Annotated in this window: 14 protein-coding genes; 8 read left to right on the top strand and 6 right to left on the bottom strand. The window is 71.5% G+C overall.

The features are described from left to right. Window positions 1-50 precede the first annotated feature (50 nt). Entirely contained in the window at window positions 51-1763 is a 1713-nt protein-coding gene (locus ACZ46W_RS34095; RefSeq protein ID WP_468346045.1) for a 3-hydroxyacyl-CoA dehydrogenase family protein, read from the bottom strand. Window positions 1764-1862: 99 nt separating this feature from the next. Next, window positions 1863-3206, bottom strand: coding sequence for a crotonyl-CoA carboxylase/reductase (gene ccrA / locus ACZ46W_RS34090; protein WP_468346043.1), 1344 nt, complete (start codon window positions 3204-3206; stop codon window positions 1863-1865). Between the two features lie 225 nt (window positions 3207-3431). Here ccrA and ACZ46W_RS34085 point away from each other — a divergent pair, with 225 nt between their 5' ends. Next, window positions 3432-4220: a thioesterase II family protein gene (locus ACZ46W_RS34085; RefSeq protein ID WP_468346041.1), complete on the top strand. Its 789-nt coding sequence runs from the start codon at window positions 3432-3434 to the stop codon at window positions 4218-4220. Window positions 4221-4414: 194 nt separating this feature from the next. Then, window positions 4415-5455, top strand: coding sequence for a VWA domain-containing protein (locus ACZ46W_RS34080; RefSeq protein ID WP_468346039.1), 1041 nt, complete (start codon window positions 4415-4417; stop codon window positions 5453-5455). A 163-nt stretch (window positions 5456-5618) separates the two neighbouring features. On the opposite strand, the gene ACZ46W_RS34075 is transcribed toward ACZ46W_RS34080, so the two are convergent. Together ACZ46W_RS34075 and ACZ46W_RS34070 are read right to left on the bottom strand one after the other, a co-directional pair. Beyond that, the gene (locus tag ACZ46W_RS34075) at window positions 5619-6023 is read right to left on the bottom strand and encodes an RDD family protein (protein WP_468346037.1); all 405 of its coding nucleotides are present in this window, start codon (window positions 6021-6023) and stop codon (window positions 5619-5621) included. 282 nt (window positions 6024-6305) lie between these two features. Beyond that, a complete protein-coding gene (locus ACZ46W_RS34070; RefSeq protein ID WP_468346035.1) occupies window positions 6306-6839 on the bottom strand; it encodes a MarR family transcriptional regulator in 534 nt (177 codons plus the stop codon). A gap of 226 nt (window positions 6840-7065) precedes the next feature. On the opposite strand from ACZ46W_RS34070, the gene ACZ46W_RS34065 reads away from it, so the two are divergent. The 3 genes from ACZ46W_RS34065 (at window position 7066) to ACZ46W_RS34055 (ending at window position 10987) form a co-directional block, all read left to right on the top strand. Then, on the top strand, window positions 7066-7806 hold the full coding sequence (locus ACZ46W_RS34065; protein WP_468346033.1) for a hypothetical protein: 741 nt from the start codon (window positions 7066-7068) through the stop codon (window positions 7804-7806). Window positions 7807-7949: 143 nt separating this feature from the next. Next, the gene (locus ACZ46W_RS34060; protein ID WP_468346031.1) at window positions 7950-8339 is read left to right on the top strand and encodes a hypothetical protein; all 390 of its coding nucleotides are present in this window, start codon (window positions 7950-7952) and stop codon (window positions 8337-8339) included. After that, window positions 8336-10987 carry a tyrosinase family protein gene (locus ACZ46W_RS34055; RefSeq protein WP_468346029.1) on the top strand — a complete coding sequence of 884 codons (2652 nt, stop codon included), beginning with the start codon at window positions 8336-8338 and terminating at the stop codon, window positions 10985-10987. The genes ACZ46W_RS34060 and ACZ46W_RS34055 overlap by 4 nt, the downstream gene beginning before the upstream one ends. 352 nt (window positions 10988-11339) lie before the next feature. On the opposite strand, the gene ACZ46W_RS34050 is transcribed toward ACZ46W_RS34055, so the two are convergent. After that, window positions 11340-11729 carry a hypothetical protein gene (locus tag ACZ46W_RS34050; protein WP_468346027.1) on the bottom strand — a complete coding sequence of 130 codons (390 nt, stop codon included), beginning with the start codon at window positions 11727-11729 and terminating at the stop codon, window positions 11340-11342. A gap of 553 nt (window positions 11730-12282) precedes the next feature. Here ACZ46W_RS34050 and ACZ46W_RS34045 point away from each other — a divergent pair. Next, window positions 12283-13590 carry an SgcJ/EcaC family oxidoreductase gene (locus ACZ46W_RS34045; RefSeq protein WP_468346025.1) on the top strand — a complete coding sequence of 436 codons (1308 nt, stop codon included), beginning with the start codon at window positions 12283-12285 and terminating at the stop codon, window positions 13588-13590. 72 nt (window positions 13591-13662) lie between these two features. On the opposite strand, the gene ACZ46W_RS34040 is transcribed toward ACZ46W_RS34045, so the two are convergent. Further along, window positions 13663-14292 carry a TetR/AcrR family transcriptional regulator gene (locus tag ACZ46W_RS34040; RefSeq protein ID WP_468346023.1) on the bottom strand — a complete coding sequence of 210 codons (630 nt, stop codon included), beginning with the start codon at window positions 14290-14292 and terminating at the stop codon, window positions 13663-13665. 80 nt (window positions 14293-14372) lie between these two features. Here ACZ46W_RS34040 and ACZ46W_RS34035 point away from each other — a divergent pair, with 80 nt between their 5' ends. Both ACZ46W_RS34035 and ACZ46W_RS34030 read left to right on the top strand, forming a co-directional pair. Beyond that, window positions 14373-16538, top strand: coding sequence for an MMPL family transporter (locus ACZ46W_RS34035; protein ID WP_468346021.1), 2166 nt, complete (start codon window positions 14373-14375; stop codon window positions 16536-16538). Between the two features lie 128 nt (window positions 16539-16666). Next, on the top strand, window positions 16667-17119 hold the full coding sequence (locus ACZ46W_RS34030) for a hypothetical protein (protein WP_468346019.1): 453 nt from the start codon (window positions 16667-16669) through the stop codon (window positions 17117-17119). The last annotated feature ends 126 nt before the right edge of the window (window positions 17120-17245 follow it).

Raw genomic sequence — 17245 nt, 5'->3', positions numbered from 1 at the left:
GCGTGAGGGAGTCAGCCGGCGGCATCGGCGTCGGCATTGGCGTGAGGGAGTCAGCCGGCGGCATCGGCGTCGGGGAAGCGAGGACCGGCGCCGGTCGGCGTACGCCGGAAGCCGTGGTCGCTCGTGCGGCCCAGGGCTCCTCGCGCCACGAGCTGTTCCAGCAGTCGCGGCGGCGGGCCGTCGGTCTCCGGGTACGCATCGTGCAGCCGTCGCAGGGCGGCGAGGGAGGCGTCCAGGCCGATGGTGTCGAGCATCGTGTAGGGGCCCATCCGGTGCCCGAAGCCCCGCTCGACCGCCGCGTCGGTCGACCGGGCGTCGGCGTCGGGGTGGTCCAGCAGCTCCACCGCGTGTGCGAGGTACGGGAAGAGCAGCCGGTGGACGACGGTCCCGGGCCGGTCCCACGAGGTGATCGCGGTCCGGTCGAGGCGGTCGCAGAACGCGCGCGCGGTGCGGACCGCGCGGTCGCTGGTGGACCGGGTGCGCACGAGCTCCACCAGCGGCGTGGCGGGGACCGGGCCGGAGAAGTGCAGACCGAGCACGTCACCCGGTCGCCCGGAGGCCCGTGCGCAGGCGGCCACGGACACGTCCGAGGAGGCCGTGGCCAGGAGCGTGCCCGGTCGGCACACGACGCCGAGAGTGGCGAACAAGTCGCCGATGAGGGCCGGCTCCGCCAGGGCCTCGATGACCACATCGCAGTCGGCGAGCGGCCGGTACGCGTCGGTCGCGCCAGCCCGCCGTGCGGCCGTTCCCCTTTCCGGGACGTGGGTCACCACCGCGCTCAGTCCGGCCGCGACGACGGCGTCGGCGATGGTGCGCGCACGGGTACCTGATCCCACGATGCCGACGCGTCGCACGCCGCCGGCGTCCGGCCCGCCAGGCTCCCCGGACGGGGCGGTGGCGACGGGAGCGGCGGCGGAGGGTGGCGGGCAGGGGCGGCCGAGGTCGTCGTACGTGTAGAACCCCTCGCCGCTCTTGCGGCCCAGCAGTCCGGCGTTCACGAGCGAGCACAGCAGCGGCGCGGGCCGGAACCGAGGGTCGCCGGTCCTGGTGAATAAACGGGTGAGTGCGGTGTGGACGGTGTCCAGGCCCAGTTCATCCAGGAGGCGCAGTGGGCCCGTCGGCAGTCCGCAGCCGATCCGCATCGCCGTGTCGATGTCCTCCTGGGACGCCTGCCGCTCCTCGGCGAGGGTGGCAGCACGGTTGAGGAAGGCGTGGAGCAGCTCTGCCGCTTCGGCCGCGGGCCGTCCGCCGATGACCACTGGTACGAGCCCGAGCCGGGCGACCAGGGCATCGAGCGCGGCTACGGCGTCCTCGGCGCTCATTGCCGTACGGAGGGGCTCCACGCCCCGGCCCGGCGCGGGTGGCCGCAGGACCCGGAGCCCCAGGGTGGCCGCCGACCGGCCGGAAGCGATCGCCAGGCGCGTCAGGGGCAGCCGTGCGGTGGTGGTGACCAGGACGGTGCGGTCCCAGCAGACGCTGTCGAGCCCCCTGAGCACCGCGGTCTTCACGGCCAGGAGCTCGGGCACGGCCTCGATGACGAGGTCGGCATAGCCGAGTGCGGCGATCTCGTTGGTGAGGGTGTACGTGCCGACGGCGCCGTCCGCGGCCTCCGCCGCCTTCATCCGGCGGTCCACCCGGGCCAGGACATCGAGCCCGGTGTCGACCCCGACGGCGTGGTGACCCGCAGCGCGCACCATGCCCAACAGGGGTTCTCCGACCGAGCCGAGTCCGACCACGCCGACGACCGAACGCCCTCGCCCCATGACGTGCGTGTTCCTCTCTGTGCCGTCCCCTGGTGCCTGCCTCTGCCCTGGCCCTGGCCGTAGCTCTGGCCGTGGCCCTGGCCCTGGCCGTGGCCCTGGTCAGCCTTCCTCTGTGCGGAAGCGGTTGATGGCGTCGATGTGCTTGTCCCGCATCTCCTGGTTCTTCACGCCCATGCCCTCCTCGGGGGCCAGGCACAGCACGCCGACCTTGCCCTGGTGGAGGTTGCGGTGGACGTCGTAGGCGGCCTGGCCGGTGTCCTCCAGGCTGTACACCTTCGACAGGGTGGGGTGGATCTTGCCCTTGGCGATCAGGCGGTTGGCCTCCCACGCCTCGCGGTAGTTGGCGAAGTGCGAGCCGATGATCCGCTTGAGCGACATCCACAGGTAGCGGTTGTCGTACTCGTGCATGTAGCCCGAGGTGGAGGCGCAGGTGGTGATGGTGCCGCCCTTGCGGGTGACGTAGACGCTCGCGCCGAAGGTCTCGCGGCCGGGGTGCTCGAAGACGATGTCGATGTCCTCGCCGCCGGTGAGCTCGCGGATGCGCTTGCCGAAGCGCTTCCACTCCTTGGGGTCCTGGGTCTGCTCGTCCTTCCAGAACTTGTAGCCCTCGGCGTTGCGGTCGATGATCGCCTCGGCGCCCATCGAGCGGCAGATGTCCGCCTTCTGAGGGGAGGAGACGACGCAGATGGGGTTGGCGCCGCCGGCGAGGGCGAACTGGGTGGCGTAGGAGCCCAGGCCGCCGCTGGCGCCCCAGATCAGGACGTTGTCGCCCTGCTTCATCCCGGCGCCGTTGCGCGAGACCAACTGGCGGTAGGCGGTGGAGTTCACCAGGCCGGGCGAGGCGGCCTCCTCCCAGCTCAGGTGGTCGGGCTTGGGCATGAGCTGGTTGGACTTGACCAGGGCGATCTCCGCCAGGCCGCCGAAGTTGGTTTCGAAGCCCCAGATCCGCTGCTCGGGGTCGAGCATCGTGTCGTTGTGGCCGTCGCTGGACTCCAGCTCGACCGACAGGCAGTGCGCGACGACCTCGTCACCGGGCTTCCAGGAGTTCACGCCCGGGCCGGTGCGCAGCACGACACCCGCCAGGTCCGAGCCGATGATGTGGTACGGCAGGTCATGGCGCTTGCTCAGCTCCGACAGGCGCCCGTACCGCTCCAGGAAGCTGAAGGTCGACACCGGCTCGAAGATCGAGGTCCACACGGAGTTGTAGTTGACCGAGGAGGCCATCACGGCCACCAGCGCCTCACCGGGCCCGAGTTCGGGCAACGGCACGTCGTCGACGTGCAGAGACTTGCGCGGGTCCTTGTCCGCCGAGGCCATGCCTTCGAACATGCCCACGTCGTCCTTGCGGACGACGACGCCGCGGTAGCTCTCCGGGAGTGGAAGGGCCGCGAAGTCCTCGGCCCCCGCGGTTCCGGAGACGATGGCGCTGATGATCTCTTTCACGGTGGGTCCCTCGCGGAGCAAGACGGAAGTCGGCGGAATCGCCCGGATCTTCAGGGAAGGCTAGGCACACCCCGTCCGCCGGGAGAACCCCAGTCATGGCTCACCCCTCATCTCCCGCCACCCCCTAACGACCTCGCTGACCTGCGGTTAGGGGTTGTGGTGGCACTTGCCGCGCTGCCATCGTCACTGCCCGACGTTTCTCCCCACAGATCCCACGAGGTGGCGATGTCCGAGAGTCTTGCCGACGGCGGTGCCTGGATCCGGCGCTTCCACCCGTCCCCCGACGCGGACGTACGCCTCGTCTGCTTCCCCCACGCCGGGGGGTCGGCCAGCTTCTTCCACGCCCTGTCACGGGATGTGGCGCCCGGCGTCGAAGTGCTCTCCGTGCAGTACCCGGGACGTCAGGACCGGCGCGGCGAACCGAACATCGCGGACATGACCGAGCTCGCGGACCGCGCCGCCGAGGCCCTGCTGCCCGTACTGGCCTCCCCCACGGCACCGGACAGCGGCACGCCGTTCGCGCTCTTCGGTCACAGCATGGGCTCCACGCTCGCGTACGAGGTCGCCCGCCGCCTCCAGGCCTCCGGGCACCGCCCGGCCGCGCTCTTCGTCTCCGGACGCCGGGCGCCGCAGCGGATCGTGGACGACGGGCTGCACCAACTGTCCGACGAGGACATCGTCGCCGACATCATGGCGCTCGACGGGACGGACACCCCGGTGTTCGGGGATCCGGAGGTACTGAGCCTGGTCCTGCCCTCGATCCGCGCCGACTACCGGGCGGCCGAGACGTACCGGTACACCCCCGGTCCCCCGCTGGATTGCCCCATCCATGCCCTGACCGGCTTCTCCGACCCCCGCGTCCCGGCGGGAGAACTCCACCACTGGGCCGCGTGCACGGAAGGCCCGTTCACCCTGGACGTCTTCTCGGGCGGCCACTTCTACCTCACCGCGCGCCACACCGAGGTCACCCGCAGCCTGACTGAACGACTGCTCCCCGCTCCGGTCACCGTGTGACAGCCCCCAGAGGCACCGGTCATGGCGGCCTGGACGCACCCGGCTGTGCACCGGCCCGACCGGTCGGCCGGTGCGCCCCACCTCGTGGACCCGCATGCTCCGCAGTACAAACGCCACCGCCCAGGTGGTCCAAGATCGATTGTCAGTGGTGGGTGCGAGGATCGGAGCATCACGTCGGAAGAGGGGGAGCAGTCATGTCCGGAAGCCAGAACTACATCAACCACGTCGCCCTTGTGTTGGATGCCAGTTCATCCATGTCGCATCTGAGCAGCAAGGTCGTCGAAGTCGCCGACCAGCAGATTGCCTATCTGGCCCGCCGGTCGGAGGAGCTGGACCAGGAAACCCGCGTCACCGTCTACGTCTTCGCCGAGAAGGTGGAGTGCGTCATCTACGACAAGGACGTGCTGCGCATGCCGTCCCTGAAGCATCTGTACCGGGTCGGTGGGATGACGGCGCTGCTGGCGGCCACGCTCAAGTCGCAGCGGGAGCTGGCGCAGACGGCTCAACTGTACGGAGACCACAGCTTCCTGACGTTCGTACTGACCGACGGCCAGGAGAACGCGAGTCATCGCTGCCCGGATGCCCCTTCCAGGAATCAGCGTGAACTGGTGCAGGCCGTGGCCAAGATGATCGAGACGCAGGAGGACAACTGGACGCTGGCCGTCCTTGTGCCGGACCAGATGGGCAAGCGGGAGGCCATGCAGTGCGGGTTCCCGAAGGACAACATCGCCATCTGGGACGCCACGAGCACCCAGGGTCTGGAGGAGGCCGGGCAGGTCATCCAGCAGGCGACCGAGAAGTTCATGGTGGGCCGCACCAAGGGCATCCGGGGATCGCGGGCGGTGTTCTCCACGGGCGCCGAGGTGGTCAACAAGGACACCATCAAGGCAGCCGGCCTCTCACCGGTGGATCCGTCGGAGTACCAACTGCTGCCGGTGGACCGCGCGGCGGCGATCCGGGACTGGGTCACTGACTCCGGGCACACGTTCCGTACCGGTTGTGCGTTCTATCAGTTGAGCAAGTCGGAGAAGATCCAGGCGCGGAAGCAGATCGCGGTACTGGAGAAGAAGACGGACCGGGTGTACACGGGGCCGGAGGCCCGAGCCCTGCTGGGCCTGCCGGACAGCGAGGTTCGCGTGAAGCCGGACCACAACGACGACTTCACGATCTTCGTGCAGAGCACCAGCGTGAACCGGAAGCTCGTACCGAACACGCGGCTGCTGCTGATGAACTGATGCCCTGGAGCCCCGCCGCGCCCGACCGGCGGGGCTCCTTTTCCGGGGTTCAGCACGCCGCCTCGGGTTCGGGAGAGGTCGAACGAATGCCGGCCAGGTGGCGCTGGAGTGGGCGCGCTGGGATTCGTGAGGGTGGGCAGGGTACTGGTCGGAGGGTGACCGGTCAGGCGGCGAGGTCCGTGCGACGGGCGTAGCGCAGGCCCGCGAGGTCGGCGTGGTAGAGCTCGCCGTCATCGTTGTCCGCGACGGTTCCACGTGCGGAACCACCGCCGAACAATCCGCGGAAGAGCGCCCGCAACCAGTAGTACGGCTGGAGGGGCAGCCAGCACAGCCCGCACAGCCAGCGGTATACGGTGCGCCAGAATGCCGGACGCCCGCCGTCAGCGGCACGGATCACGCGTATCCCGGTGATCAACTTGCCGACGCTCGCCCCGCACAGGACCGTCAGGAGCACCTGGTTGGCGAAGGACATGCCCGCCAGCATGGCCAGGGCGGTCAACGGACGCCCCTCTTCGCCGCGCGCCAGCAGGTACGGGACGCCCACCGCGACGACAAGGTCAAGCGTCACGGCGAGCAACCGCCGCCCCTCTGCGGCGGGCCGCGGCACACGCCGCCTCGGCACATGCCCGTAAGACGTCGGCTGGTGCCCGTACGGAGCCTGCGGGTCGTACGGGCTCGCGGGTGGCTGCGCGGCGTATGCCTGACCGTAGGGCGGCTGGGCGTACGCCGACTGTTGCGGGAAGGGAGGCTGAAGCGGGCGGTGCTGGTACGGGTGGTTCCCCGGTGGCGTGCTCATGCCCACATGATGGTGCATGGTCGGCCGTCCGAGTGGAACGCCTCGGCCGGGCCGTCACTGACGGGCCGTGTGTCGCGAGGGACCAGACCCTTGGGGCATCCGGCGTGGTCTTCGCTGATCGCCGGATCCAAAAGCTCCGGTGTTCCGGATCATTTGCTGAAGCACCTTCAGGGCAGTGACATAGTCGGCATCGTCGATGCCCTGGTGGATGCGGTCACGGATGCCCGGCGCATGACGCTTGAGACCGGCACGAGCGTCGTCGCCCGCCTCCGTGATCCACAGACGCTGTTCCGCATCGCGGGTGAGCCAGCCCCGTTCCACCAGGACGTGCGCCTCGGCCTCCAGGTCGTCTTCCGCTCTCAGGTAGGAACTCATGGCCCTCTGAAGTTGAGGAAGGGTCATGCCACGGCCATCAGGCGAAAGGTCGTTCTTCGACAGGTGGCGCAGCAGCCAGTACTGGGGCTGCGTGAAACCGAGCTCGGCCTGCTGAGCACGGATGAAGGCGATGAGGGCCTCGTATGCCACCCCGGTCCAGTACGCGGCCGGCTGCGCGGCAAGCTCGGCGTCGGCTGTCTGTTGGCTCGCCATCGGGAAACCCCCTACGAATGATCGCTGGTGCAAGCACCGTAGAACCTCAAGTTTGGTCGAGGTCAAGGTGGTGGAGTGTTCCGGCACGGTGATGCAGCGGCAGCGCGCCGCTCGCTCGGCTCGTGTGATGGGATGCGGGATGCGGAATGCGGGATACCCAACGGCGTCCACAGCGGGCGCGAGGCCGAGCGTGACGTAACCGGGGCGGAGGGGCAGGGAGGGCGCGATGGCAAGCGAGCGTGACAGGAAAGAGCCGGCGCCGAGCCCCCTGTTGACGCGCGCCCTCACCCGAGAAGCCCGGGCGGCCCGGCGGCTCATCGCAAGTGGAAAGTGGCGTCCCAGCTCCGCGGACGCCGACGCGGCGGCAGAGGTCCTGGCCCGCCTCACCGCTCCGCTCCCGGCGCGCCGGGGCGCGGCGGCACGGACCCTGGCCGTGGACCGGGACCGACGGCTCCAGCGCGTCTTGCGCACCACCGTCCACCATCTCGACGCGGGCGCCGTCAGTCCGCCTGCCGCCGCCCTACTGGCCGCCGTCGCCCGCGCCCTGCTGCCCTGGCATGCCGCCCCGAACCCACCTGTTGCGGCGGCGGCACCCAGGTATCAAGCCGCGCAGATGCCGACCGGCGGTGCGCCGCCGCCGACCGAGGCGGGCGAAGCCCTGCTCCCCAGCTTGATCGCACTGTTCACCGCCCTGGTCTCGACGAAGGCACCCGGAACCGTCCCGCTCACGCCGCGGGTCGAACCCTGGCAGGTTCGGTACGGAGGCCGGTTCCGTCGCCACGCCAGGCCCGCACCCGGGGTGTGGACCGCCGAGACAGTCGGCTGCCCGGGGTGCCGGGGTACGGACGGCCCGTGGACGGTGTCCTGCGACTGGCGACGGGTCACGCTGGGCTGCCCGTGCGGGGTGGTGACCGACGGGCACGGCCTCGCCTTCTCCGAGGTCTGGCTGGTCCTGCCGGACGCCTGACCTGGCCTCGTCGGCGGAGCCCGCCCGTACGACCGATTGCCCGGGACGGCCGAGCGGCCGCTCCGGCGCGCGCCCGGGTGAATCGCGGCCACTAGGCGGTGCGCCCGAACCAGAGAGCACGATGCGCCACATATTTTCATTTAATGTCTTCGAATCATGACGCGGGGCGGCCGGAGAGCCGCCACTACGTGAGCCGGGGGGTGGACGTCCGGATCGCGGAGGGGGAGGAAGGCGGCGTCGACCTCCGACTGGACGGCATGCCCGTGCACGTCACGTACATGGACGGCGAGTACCACAGTCAGCTCGCCAACATGTTCACCGGGTTCCCCACCATCGACGACCTCGTGGAGTCGCTCCTCCAGACCCAGGGGAGGACGTGGGTGCTGCGCGGCGGCCACGCCTCGGGAGGCCCGGGCGGCGGTCACGGCGGTCACGGCGGCCCCGGCGGCGGTCACGGCGGCAGCGGTCACGGCGGCAGCGGTCACCACCACGACCACGATCGCCCTCTCGGCAGTGGGGGCGGCGTCCGGTGAACATCCGTAAGAACATCTACCGCCTGACCCCGCAGGAGCTCGCCGACTTCCAGGACGCGCTCAACGCGATCAAGGCCGACGGCGGCTACGACGACTTCATCGCGCGCCACCACCACGCCATGATGGACGCGACCCCGATGCCGGACGAGGTGGCGGACACCAACGTCCGCAACGCCGCGCACCGCGGGCCGGCGTTCCTGCCCTGGCACCGGTACCTCTGCCGGGAACTGGAACTGCTGCTCCAGACCAAGAAGAAGAACGTCACCCTGCCCTACTGGGACTGGTCCGCCGACGCGACCGCGCCCCTGACGGCACCGCTGTGGAACACCGACCCGGCGGCCGGTCCGGTGTACGTGGGCGGCGACGGCGACGGCCCGAACGGCGAGGTGACGACCGGGCCGTTCCGGCACTGGACAGCGCTCATCGAGGATCTGGAGACCGGCGGTCTCGTGCCCCGGCCGGGCATCGTCCGGGCGCTGGGCAGCACGGTCGGCACGCCCCAGCAGAACGTGCCCGTGTTCCCCACGGCCGCCCAGGTGGAGGACATGGTCCTCAACTGGGACACGTACGACGAGGAGCCCTGGGCGCGGCCGAGCCGGAACAGTTTCCGCAACCGGCTGGAGGGCTGGCGGCGGACCGACACCGAGGGCGGCTCCCAACTGCACAACCGCGTCCACATCTGGGTCGGCGGCGACATGGGCCCCGGCACCTCGCCCAACGACCCGGTCTTCTTCCTGCACCACTGCAACGTCGACCGCCTGTGGGCCCGCTGGCAGCACGCCCACCCGGATGCGCCGTACCTCCCAGCGAGCGGCGGTCCCGCCGGGCACAACCTTCACGACACCATGGCCCACCTCGTCACGACCGACGCGACGCCCGCCCGCTCCCTCGACTACCGCCGGACCCTCGGCTTCATCTACGACACCGACCCGCCGCTGGTGGAGCTGGCGACACCCACCGTGAACTTCCGCAACATCTCCTCGGGAACGACCCGCTGGCGGGCTGCGGAGTTCCGGGTCCGTGCCGCCACTCCGGTCCACCTGGAGATCGTGCCCGGCAGCGGGCCGTCCGCGCCGTACGGGCTCACCACCCTCGGCGGGACGGTCACCCACGCCCCGGTGACCGACAACGCCCCGTTCGACGTGGTGCGGTTCTGGTTCGCCTTCACCGGCGAGGCGGAGCCGGGACCCGCTGCCGGCGGCCGGGTGCGGATCCGCTGTGTGGAGACCGGGCAGGTCTTCGACGTTCTCCTCACGGCCAACACCATCGCGCGTCAGACCACCGGAGTGGCGTTCGCCCTGGACAAGTCGCTCAGCATGGCCCGGCCGGTGAGCACCGGCGACAGCCGGATGCACCTGCTGCGCGAGGCGGTCGCCCAGGGTGTCGAGCTCGTACGGGACGGGAGTGGCGCCGGGGTGGTGGCGTTCGACGCGGACGCGCACTCCGAGGTGAAGCTCGCGCCCTTCACTCCGGACGCCGGCCAGCGCGGTGACGTTCTGGCGGCGGTCGCAGCGCTGGAGCCGGGCGGCGACACCTCGGTGGGAGACGGTCTGGCCGCCGCCCAGCAGGCCGTCATTCCGGTGATCCGCGACTTCATGGACCATGCGCTGGTCGTCGTCACCGACGGCTCGGAGAACCAGCCCGCGTTCCTCGACGAGGTCGCCGGGACCATCGGCTTGCGGACGTTCGCCGTCAACCTCGGTCGCGCCCAGCCGGTCAGCGCCCCCGTGCTGACCAGGCTGACCCAGGTGACCGAAGGGAACCTGCTGATCACCGACGTCCTGGGCACCGACGCGGACGACCGCTTCCGCCTCTCCTCGTACGTCCTTCAGGCCCTCGCCTCGGCCGCGGACGACGACGTGGTGGGCACCGTGACGGGCGTCGTGGCCCCCACGGCGGAGGTCCGGATCCCGTTCCGGCTCACGGAGGCGGACATCGAGGCGACGGTGATCGTGCTGAGGGACGAGGCGGCGGTGCGCTTGACGCTGGAGACTCCGGCGGGGCAACTGCTGACGGAGCCGGACCTCGCCGCGCTGGGCACGCCCGTGCGGCCCGGCCCCGGCATGGCGTACTGCCGCTTCCGGCTGCCGCTGGCCGCCGGCCCCGGGGCGCACGCCGGCACCTGGCACGTGCGCCTCACGGCCGACGAGGACGCGGTGCGCGAGGAGACGGGCCGGCTCAGGGCCGCGGCGGAGGGAGATTCGCCGCGCCTGGTGGACGTGGACGGGCTGGAGGCGCACGGTCCGCGGTACGGCCTGCTCGTCCATGCCTGGAGCAACCTGCGGTTCAACGCCCGGCTCACCCAGCCGAGCCTGGAACCGGGCGTGGCCCTCCGGATCGACGCCTCTCTCACCGAGTTCGGCCGGCCGGTCGAGGGCCGGGCCGAGGTGACGGCGGAGGTGAGGCGTCCCGACGGCGTCCTGGTGCGCGTGCCGCTCGACGAGGAGTTGCCGGGGGCCTTCCGCGGCGCGTTCGAGGCGGGCATGGCGGGAGTGTGGCGGATCCGGGTCACGGCCACGGGCCATACGCACGGACGGATGCCGTTCACCAGGGAACACCGTTTCACCGCCGCCGTTCTGGCGGGCGGCGACGGGCCGCCGGTCCATGTCGTCGCCTCGGACGAGGACGGCGAGCCGGCGACACGCTGAACCACCAAGCCCCTTCGAGCGTCGCACCGCGGCCTGACCCCGGCCGCGGTGCGAACGCCCGGCGGGACCAGGCTGGACGGCGGGCCGTCGAGCGGGCGCCCGAAGTGACGAGCGACCTTCGGCCGGATATGGCCGGGCCGTCGGCCGGGTTCATGGCCGGGGCGGGCCTCAGTCGAGTTCATGGCCGGGGCCTCGGCCGGGTCCCTGTCCCTCGGCCGGGTCCGTGGCCCTTGGCCGGGTCCGTGTCCCTCGGCCGAGGTCGCGGCCACGGCTGGGGGGCAGGGGAGGCGGGGACAACCTGCTGCCGGTCTCCGTGATGATGCCGTCGAAGGCGGGACGGCGGAGTGGCTCCTCACGCGATCCATGCCTCGCTGTGTCGGTGCCGGTCCAGTCCCACGGCTGAGAACTCGTCCTCACCGGCGCCCGCCACCGCGCCCAGCCGTCGCAGCGCTTGAGAGATCGGACTGCCGACGGGTGGAAAGACCTGGCCTTCCTCCACGCGGAGCGGTCCCAGCACAAGGTTCCCGCCGTCCCACACGGCGGCCCTCTGCTCGCCCATACCGCCGAAGTACTCGGCTTCCACACAGGCCACCGGCCCGGCGGTCGACCAGTCGGCGAGGGTCTTCTCGAACGCTCCCGGCAGCCGCCGGAAGCCCAGGACGCTCCTACCGCTGCCGTCCGCGACGGAATCGATGAGGGCATCTGTCAGGGGCAGCAGCGACAGGCCCTGTCCGAGCGGCACGGGCCGACCCGACCGACCCGACCGGCCCGGCCGAGCCGTGGGCAGGTCACGCGCGGCGGCCCTCAGTACGTCTCCCCCCGGCGATCACTGCTCGCAGGTCGTAGACCATCCCAACGCCCTTTCCACCGACCGGAAAGCCCCATCCTGGCGCACGTGTCAAGCCGAAGACCGCTCGGAGTACCCCGGCGGGACCGCGGGTGGAGCGCCGGGGCCGCGTGGAGGCGGTGACGGTCGCCGGCTTCGGCACCCTCCTCGGCCCGCCGGGGCGGCCGCCCCTGAGTCCGCTGGAGGCCGTCGCGGAGACGTGAGCAACGGGCCCTTCGCCCCGGAGAGGTGAGCAACTGCCCCTTCGAGGCGGGGAGGTGAGCAATGGCCCCCTCGTCACAGGGAGGCGAGGGACGGCCTCCAGGGAAAGATCACGCTCCTCCTCGCAGAGCATTGACTAGAGTGCAACTCTAGTGAAATCTTGCTGTGGCACCCCTTCAGCAACCGGGGACGGGCCGCACGCGACGACGTCGCGCGGGCCCGCGTTTCGTACACAGGAAGAGAGCTCATGAAGGTTCTGCTCATCGGCGCCGACGGCTACATCGGCTCCGCCGTGGCCGATCACCTGGAGCGGGCCGGGCACCATGTCGTCGCGCTCGTCCGGGACGGCGGGAGCGGTCGGGGCCGGCGGCGGGAGCGGCGTACGGGCGATCTGACCCAACCCGCCTCGCTGACCCGGGCCGTGACCCCGGACATCGACGCGGTGATCCACCTGGCGACGCCGACCGGGGACGCCGCCGTGGACGCGGCGGCCGTGGACGCGCTGACGTCCCCGCTGCGCGGGACGGGGCGCGCCTTCGTCTACACCAGCGGGGTCTGGGTCCTCGGCGCCACGGGGCCCGTCGCCGCCGCCGAGGACGCGCCCGTCGATCCGCTGCCCATCGTCGCGTACCGTCCGCGCATCGAGCGGCAGGTGCTGGACTGCGCCGACGACGGCGTGCGGGCGGTGGTGATCCGCCCGGGCATCGTGCACGGCCGCGGTGGCGGGATACCGGCCCTGCTGGTGGACCTCGCGCGCGAGCACCAGGGTCCCAGGTACGTCGGAGACGACGGCGTCCGCTGGCCGATGGTCCACGTGGACGACTTGGCGGACCTGTTCGTCCTCGCCGTGGAGCACGCCGACGGCGGCACCGTCTGGCACGGTGTCGCGGAACCCGCCGTGCCCGTCCGTGACATGGCGGCCGCCGCGGGGCGCGCGGCCGGGACCGACGGGCTCCCGCGCCCGTGGCCGAGGGGCGAGGCGGCCGCCGCCCTGGGTGACGCCTTCGCCGAGGCACTCGCCCTGGACCAGAGCGTCAGCGGCGACTCCGCGCGCAAGGCGCTCGGCTGGGACCCCCGCCGCGTCGGCGCGGTCGTCGACCTCCGCCACGGGTCGTACCGGGGCTTCGAGGTGTTCGGGGACGTCGACGACGTCCGGCAGGAGGTGGACGCCGTCATCCACCTGGTGGCGGAGGTGGAGCGCACCCAGCGATCCGGACTGGCCGAGGACTTCATGGACCTGTTGCGCGTCGAGGACCCGGTGTGGACGACGGCCCACGGCCGACGCCTGTCGGGGTGGGACGACATCAACTCCTTCACCCACCAGGTGCTTCCCGGCGCCGCGGCGCGGTCCGCCGCTACGTACGACATCGAGCGCGTGCTGTTCGTCCGGCCCGACGTGGCCGCCGTCAACGTGCGGCAACGGCCCGTCGGCCACGACGGCCGCCCGCTCGCCGGTGACCAGCCCGAGGGCCGGCCGTTCTACGTCCTGGCCAAGGACGATGACGGTGCCTGGCGGATCGCGGCGGCGCAGAACACTCCCGTACGCGAAGGCTGACGCCGGGCCCGGAGGCTCGAACGGGCGCCGCCCGGCGCGGGGTGCGCGGGGGTACCGGCCGGCGCGGAGTCCTCAGGGCCTGAGGAGTTGGTGCACGAGGGCGTCGGCGGCCCACCGCTGCCACTCCTCCGGCGCCCACCCCCGCTCGTGGACCAGGAGGATGTACGTCTCCGGGGCGAGCACGGCCAGCGCGATGTCGGCGGCACGGCCCGGGTCCGTACCCGGACGCAGCGCCGACTTGGCGTCGAGCGCTTCGGCGAAACGGAGTTGCACGGTGCGGCGCTGTTCGATGTTGGTGCGCCACAGTTCGGCGATCTCCGGATCGGTCGCCGCGGCCGACCGGACCACTTCCAGCAGCGGGGCGACCCGCCCCAGGATCCGCCCGGCAGCGGCCACCTGGAGCCGCAACTGCTCGGCGGGAGGCGCGACCAACGCCTCGGCGACCCAGGGGCGGTCGAGCGTCGCGACGGGCTCGGTGTCACCGGCGATCTCCACGTCGAGGAGTTCGGAGAGGATCGCCCGCTTCGTGGCGAAGGTGAAGTAGAGCGTCTGCACGGCCATTCCGGCCCGTTCCGCGATGGCCTTCATGGTGGTCGCCGTGTAGCCGTGCGCGATGAACAGGTCCCGCGCCGCGCCGAGCATGCGCGACCGGTTCGCCGCGGTCCTGGCGAGCCGTGTGCCCGTCTTCTTCTCTGAAGCCATCTGCCGTCCGTTCCCTTTTGACTGCACGCCGACTCTAGTGGGAATTGCACTGGAGTCCCACTCCAGCGAAATCGGATTCCATGCTCCTCACCTTCCTCGCGCGACGGCTCGTCCGCCCGCACCGCTCCGTCCTGGCCGTGACCGCGCTGGTCGCGGTCGCCGCCGGACTGCTCGGATCGGGACTGGAGAAGCACCTGTCGTACGGCGGCTACACCAGCGAGTCCTTCCCGTCGGTCCGCGCCGACCGCGTGCTGGCCGAACGGTTCCGCGCGGGCTCGCCCAACCTCATCCTGGTGGTCCGGGCCGGCGCCGGCCTCGCGCGCCCCGCCGAGGCCACCGCGGGGCGCGACCTCGTCGCACGCGTCACCCGGGCGCCCGGCGTGGTCTCCGTACAGTCGCCGTGGACCACGGGCGATCCGGCGCTGCGGGCCGACGACGGCCGTACGGGGCTGGTGCTGATCCGGCTCGGCGGGGACGAGGACACCGTCCACCACACCGCGCAGCGCCTCGTCCCCCGGCTGACGGGACGGCAGGGGCCGCTGCACGTCGAGGCGACCGGCTCCGCCAGGGTCAACGAGGAGGTCGAGCGGCAGAGCGCCGAGGACCTGACCCGGGCCGAACTGCTGGCCGCCCCCCTCACCCTCCTCATCCTGCTGCTGGCGTTCGGATCGCTGACGACCGCCGCGCTGCCGGTGCTGGTGGGAGTGGTGTCCGTGACCGGCACCCTGGCGGTCCTGCGGCTGCTCACCACGTTCACCCCCGTGTCCGTGTTCGCCATGAACCTCACCACCGCCCTCGGGTTCGGCCTGGCGGTCGACTACAGCCTCTTCGTCGTCAACCGGTACCGCGAGGAACTCGCCCGCGGCCTCGACATCACCGAGGCGATCGCGGTGAGCCTGCGTGCCGCGGGCCGTACGGTCGCCTTCTCCGCGCTGACCGTCATGCTGTCGCTGGCCGCGCTGCTCGTGTTCCCCCTGTACTTCCTCCGGTCGCTCGCCTACGCCGGAATCGCCGTCGTGGCCCTCTCGGCGCTCGCCACCGTGCTGGTCATGCCGCCGCTGCTCGCCCTCGTCGGCAGACGGCTGGACCGGCTCGACCCCTTCGCCCGGCTGCGCCGGAGGACGGGCGGCGGCCTGTGGCGCCGGCTGGCGCTCGGGGTGATGCGCCGGCCCGTCGCGGTGGGAGCCGCGGCCTCGGTCGTACTGATCGCCCTCGCGATGCCCTTCACCCAGGCGAGGTTCGGCCTCATGGACGACCGGGTCCTCCCCCGCGACAGCCCCGCGCAGGTCGCCGCCGACACCGTACGGCGCGAGTTCGCCGACGCGCACACCGCACCGGTCCTGATCACCGTCTCGGGGCTCGATACCTCCCGTGCGGCCACCGGCCTCACCGACTACGCGCGACGCCTCTCCCGGCTCGCGCACACGGAACGGGTCGACACCGCTGTCGGTTCCTTCGCCGGCGGCCGGCGGGTCGGGCCACCACGGGAAGGCTTCCGGAACGGGGCCGACGCCTGGCTCTCGCTGCGTTCCACGGCGGCCCCCGACTCGTCCGAGGCCGAGCGTCAGGTCCGTGCCGTCCGCGCCCTCGCGGCACCGGGCACCGTGCTCGTGGGCGGCGACGCGGCCACCCTGACGGACACCAAGGACGTCCTGGCCGACCGGCTCCCGTGGGCGCTGCTGATCATCACGTCCAGCATGCTGGTCCTGCTGTTCCTGTTCTCCGGCAGCGTGGTGATCCCGGTCAAACAGCTCGTCCTCAACCTGCTGAGCCTGACGGCGTCGTTCGGGGCCATGGTCTTCATCTTCCAGGAAGGCCACCTGAAGTGGCTCGTCGGCGACTTCGTCCACACCGGGTGGCTCGAGCTGACCGTCCCGCTGCTGATGTTCTGCGTGGCCTTCGGCCTGGCCATGGACTACAGCGTCTTCCTGCTCGCCCGGATCAGGGAGGAGTACGCCGCGACCGGTGACAACACCCGCGCGGTGGCGTTCGGCATGGAGCGAAGCGGGCGGCTCATCACCGCGGCGGCGCTGATCGTCGCGACCGTGCTGGGGGCCATGGCGACATCGGAACTGGCCGTAATCAAACTCCTCGGCGTCGGCCTCGCCCTCGCCGTCATCGTGGACGCGACGATCGTCCGCGGCCTGCTCGTCCCCGCCGCCATGCGGCTGCTCGGCCACCGGAACTGGTGGGCCCCGGGGCCACTGCGCCGGCTCCACGCCCGCTTCGGCCCGAGGGACGAGTGACCCTCCCACGCCCGCACCGGACGCCGCCCGGACCCGCACTCGTCCAGACCCGCACTCGCCCGGACCAGCGCCCGTCCAGACCCGCGCTCTCCCAGGAGCGTGTCCGCACACGAAAGGAACCGACAGAGATGAAGAAGCTGATGAGCAAGGCCGCCGTGGTCGCGCTGAGTACAGGTCTCGCCACGGCACTTGGCACCGGGACGGCCTCGGCCGACCCACTGGCCTGGGGCAATTTCTCCGTCATCGACGACGCCTACGGATACGCCAAGGGAGGGATGTTCTTCTACAACAGGTCCGTCACCATCCAGGGCTCGGTCAAGTCGCACACCACAGCGTGCGCCCAGGTCCGCTTCGAGGTCTGGGCCAACTACACCGACCGGGCGCCCTGGACCGTCGAGACCCGCACCGCCTGCGGACGCGGCACGGGCACCAGTACGGACTACAACTTCACCGTGTCGGAGATGCCCGCCGGCGGCGCCCACTTCGTCCGGGTCGACCTCTACGAGAACACCACCGGTAGCTGGCGGCACACGGGCTTCACCGATGGCAACGACACCGTCTGGAACGGCGCCAGGCCGTGACACGGCGGCGGGGGGGGGGGGGGGGTGGCCACCCCCCCCCCCCCCCCCCGTCCTCCCTCCGGGCGGGGAGGGTAACGGGGGGGAAGGTCTCTCCTCGCCACGAGATGTGGTCGGGGTCCAGGCACG

The organism is Streptomyces sp. NPDC031064, assembly GCF_055570965.1.
Note: the sequence above shows the minus strand (reverse complement) of the source record. Positions and strands in the feature narration are given on the sequence as shown.

Bases quoted from the DNA above. Each gene is read 5' to 3' on its own strand.
- ACZ46W_RS34070 (WP_468346035.1), bottom strand. From the start codon at position 6,839: ATGGCGAGCCAACAGACAGCCGACGCCGAGCTTGCCGCGCAGCCGGCC.
- ACZ46W_RS34040 (WP_468346023.1), bottom strand. From the start codon at position 14,292: ATGGCTTCAGAGAAGAAGACGGGCACACGGCTCGCCAGGACCGCGGCG.
- ACZ46W_RS34065 (WP_468346033.1), top strand. From the start codon at position 7,066: ATGGCAAGCGAGCGTGACAGGAAAGAGCCGGCGCCGAGCCCCCTGTTG.
- ACZ46W_RS34030 (WP_468346019.1), top strand. From the start codon at position 16,667: ATGAAGAAGCTGATGAGCAAGGCCGCCGTGGTCGCGCTGAGTACAGGT.
- ACZ46W_RS34035 (WP_468346021.1), top strand. From the start codon at position 14,373: ATGCTCCTCACCTTCCTCGCGCGACGGCTCGTCCGCCCGCACCGCTCC.
- ACZ46W_RS34080 (WP_468346039.1), top strand. From the start codon at position 4,415: ATGTCCGGAAGCCAGAACTACATCAACCACGTCGCCCTTGTGTTGGAT.
- ACZ46W_RS34060 (WP_468346031.1), top strand. From the start codon at position 7,950: ATGTCTTCGAATCATGACGCGGGGCGGCCGGAGAGCCGCCACTACGTG.
- ACZ46W_RS34045 (WP_468346025.1), top strand. From the start codon at position 12,283: ATGAAGGTTCTGCTCATCGGCGCCGACGGCTACATCGGCTCCGCCGTG.
- ACZ46W_RS34095 (WP_468346045.1), bottom strand. From the start codon at position 1,763: ATGGGGCGAGGGCGTTCGGTCGTCGGCGTGGTCGGACTCGGCTCGGTC.
- ACZ46W_RS34085 (WP_468346041.1), top strand. From the start codon at position 3,432: ATGTCCGAGAGTCTTGCCGACGGCGGTGCCTGGATCCGGCGCTTCCAC.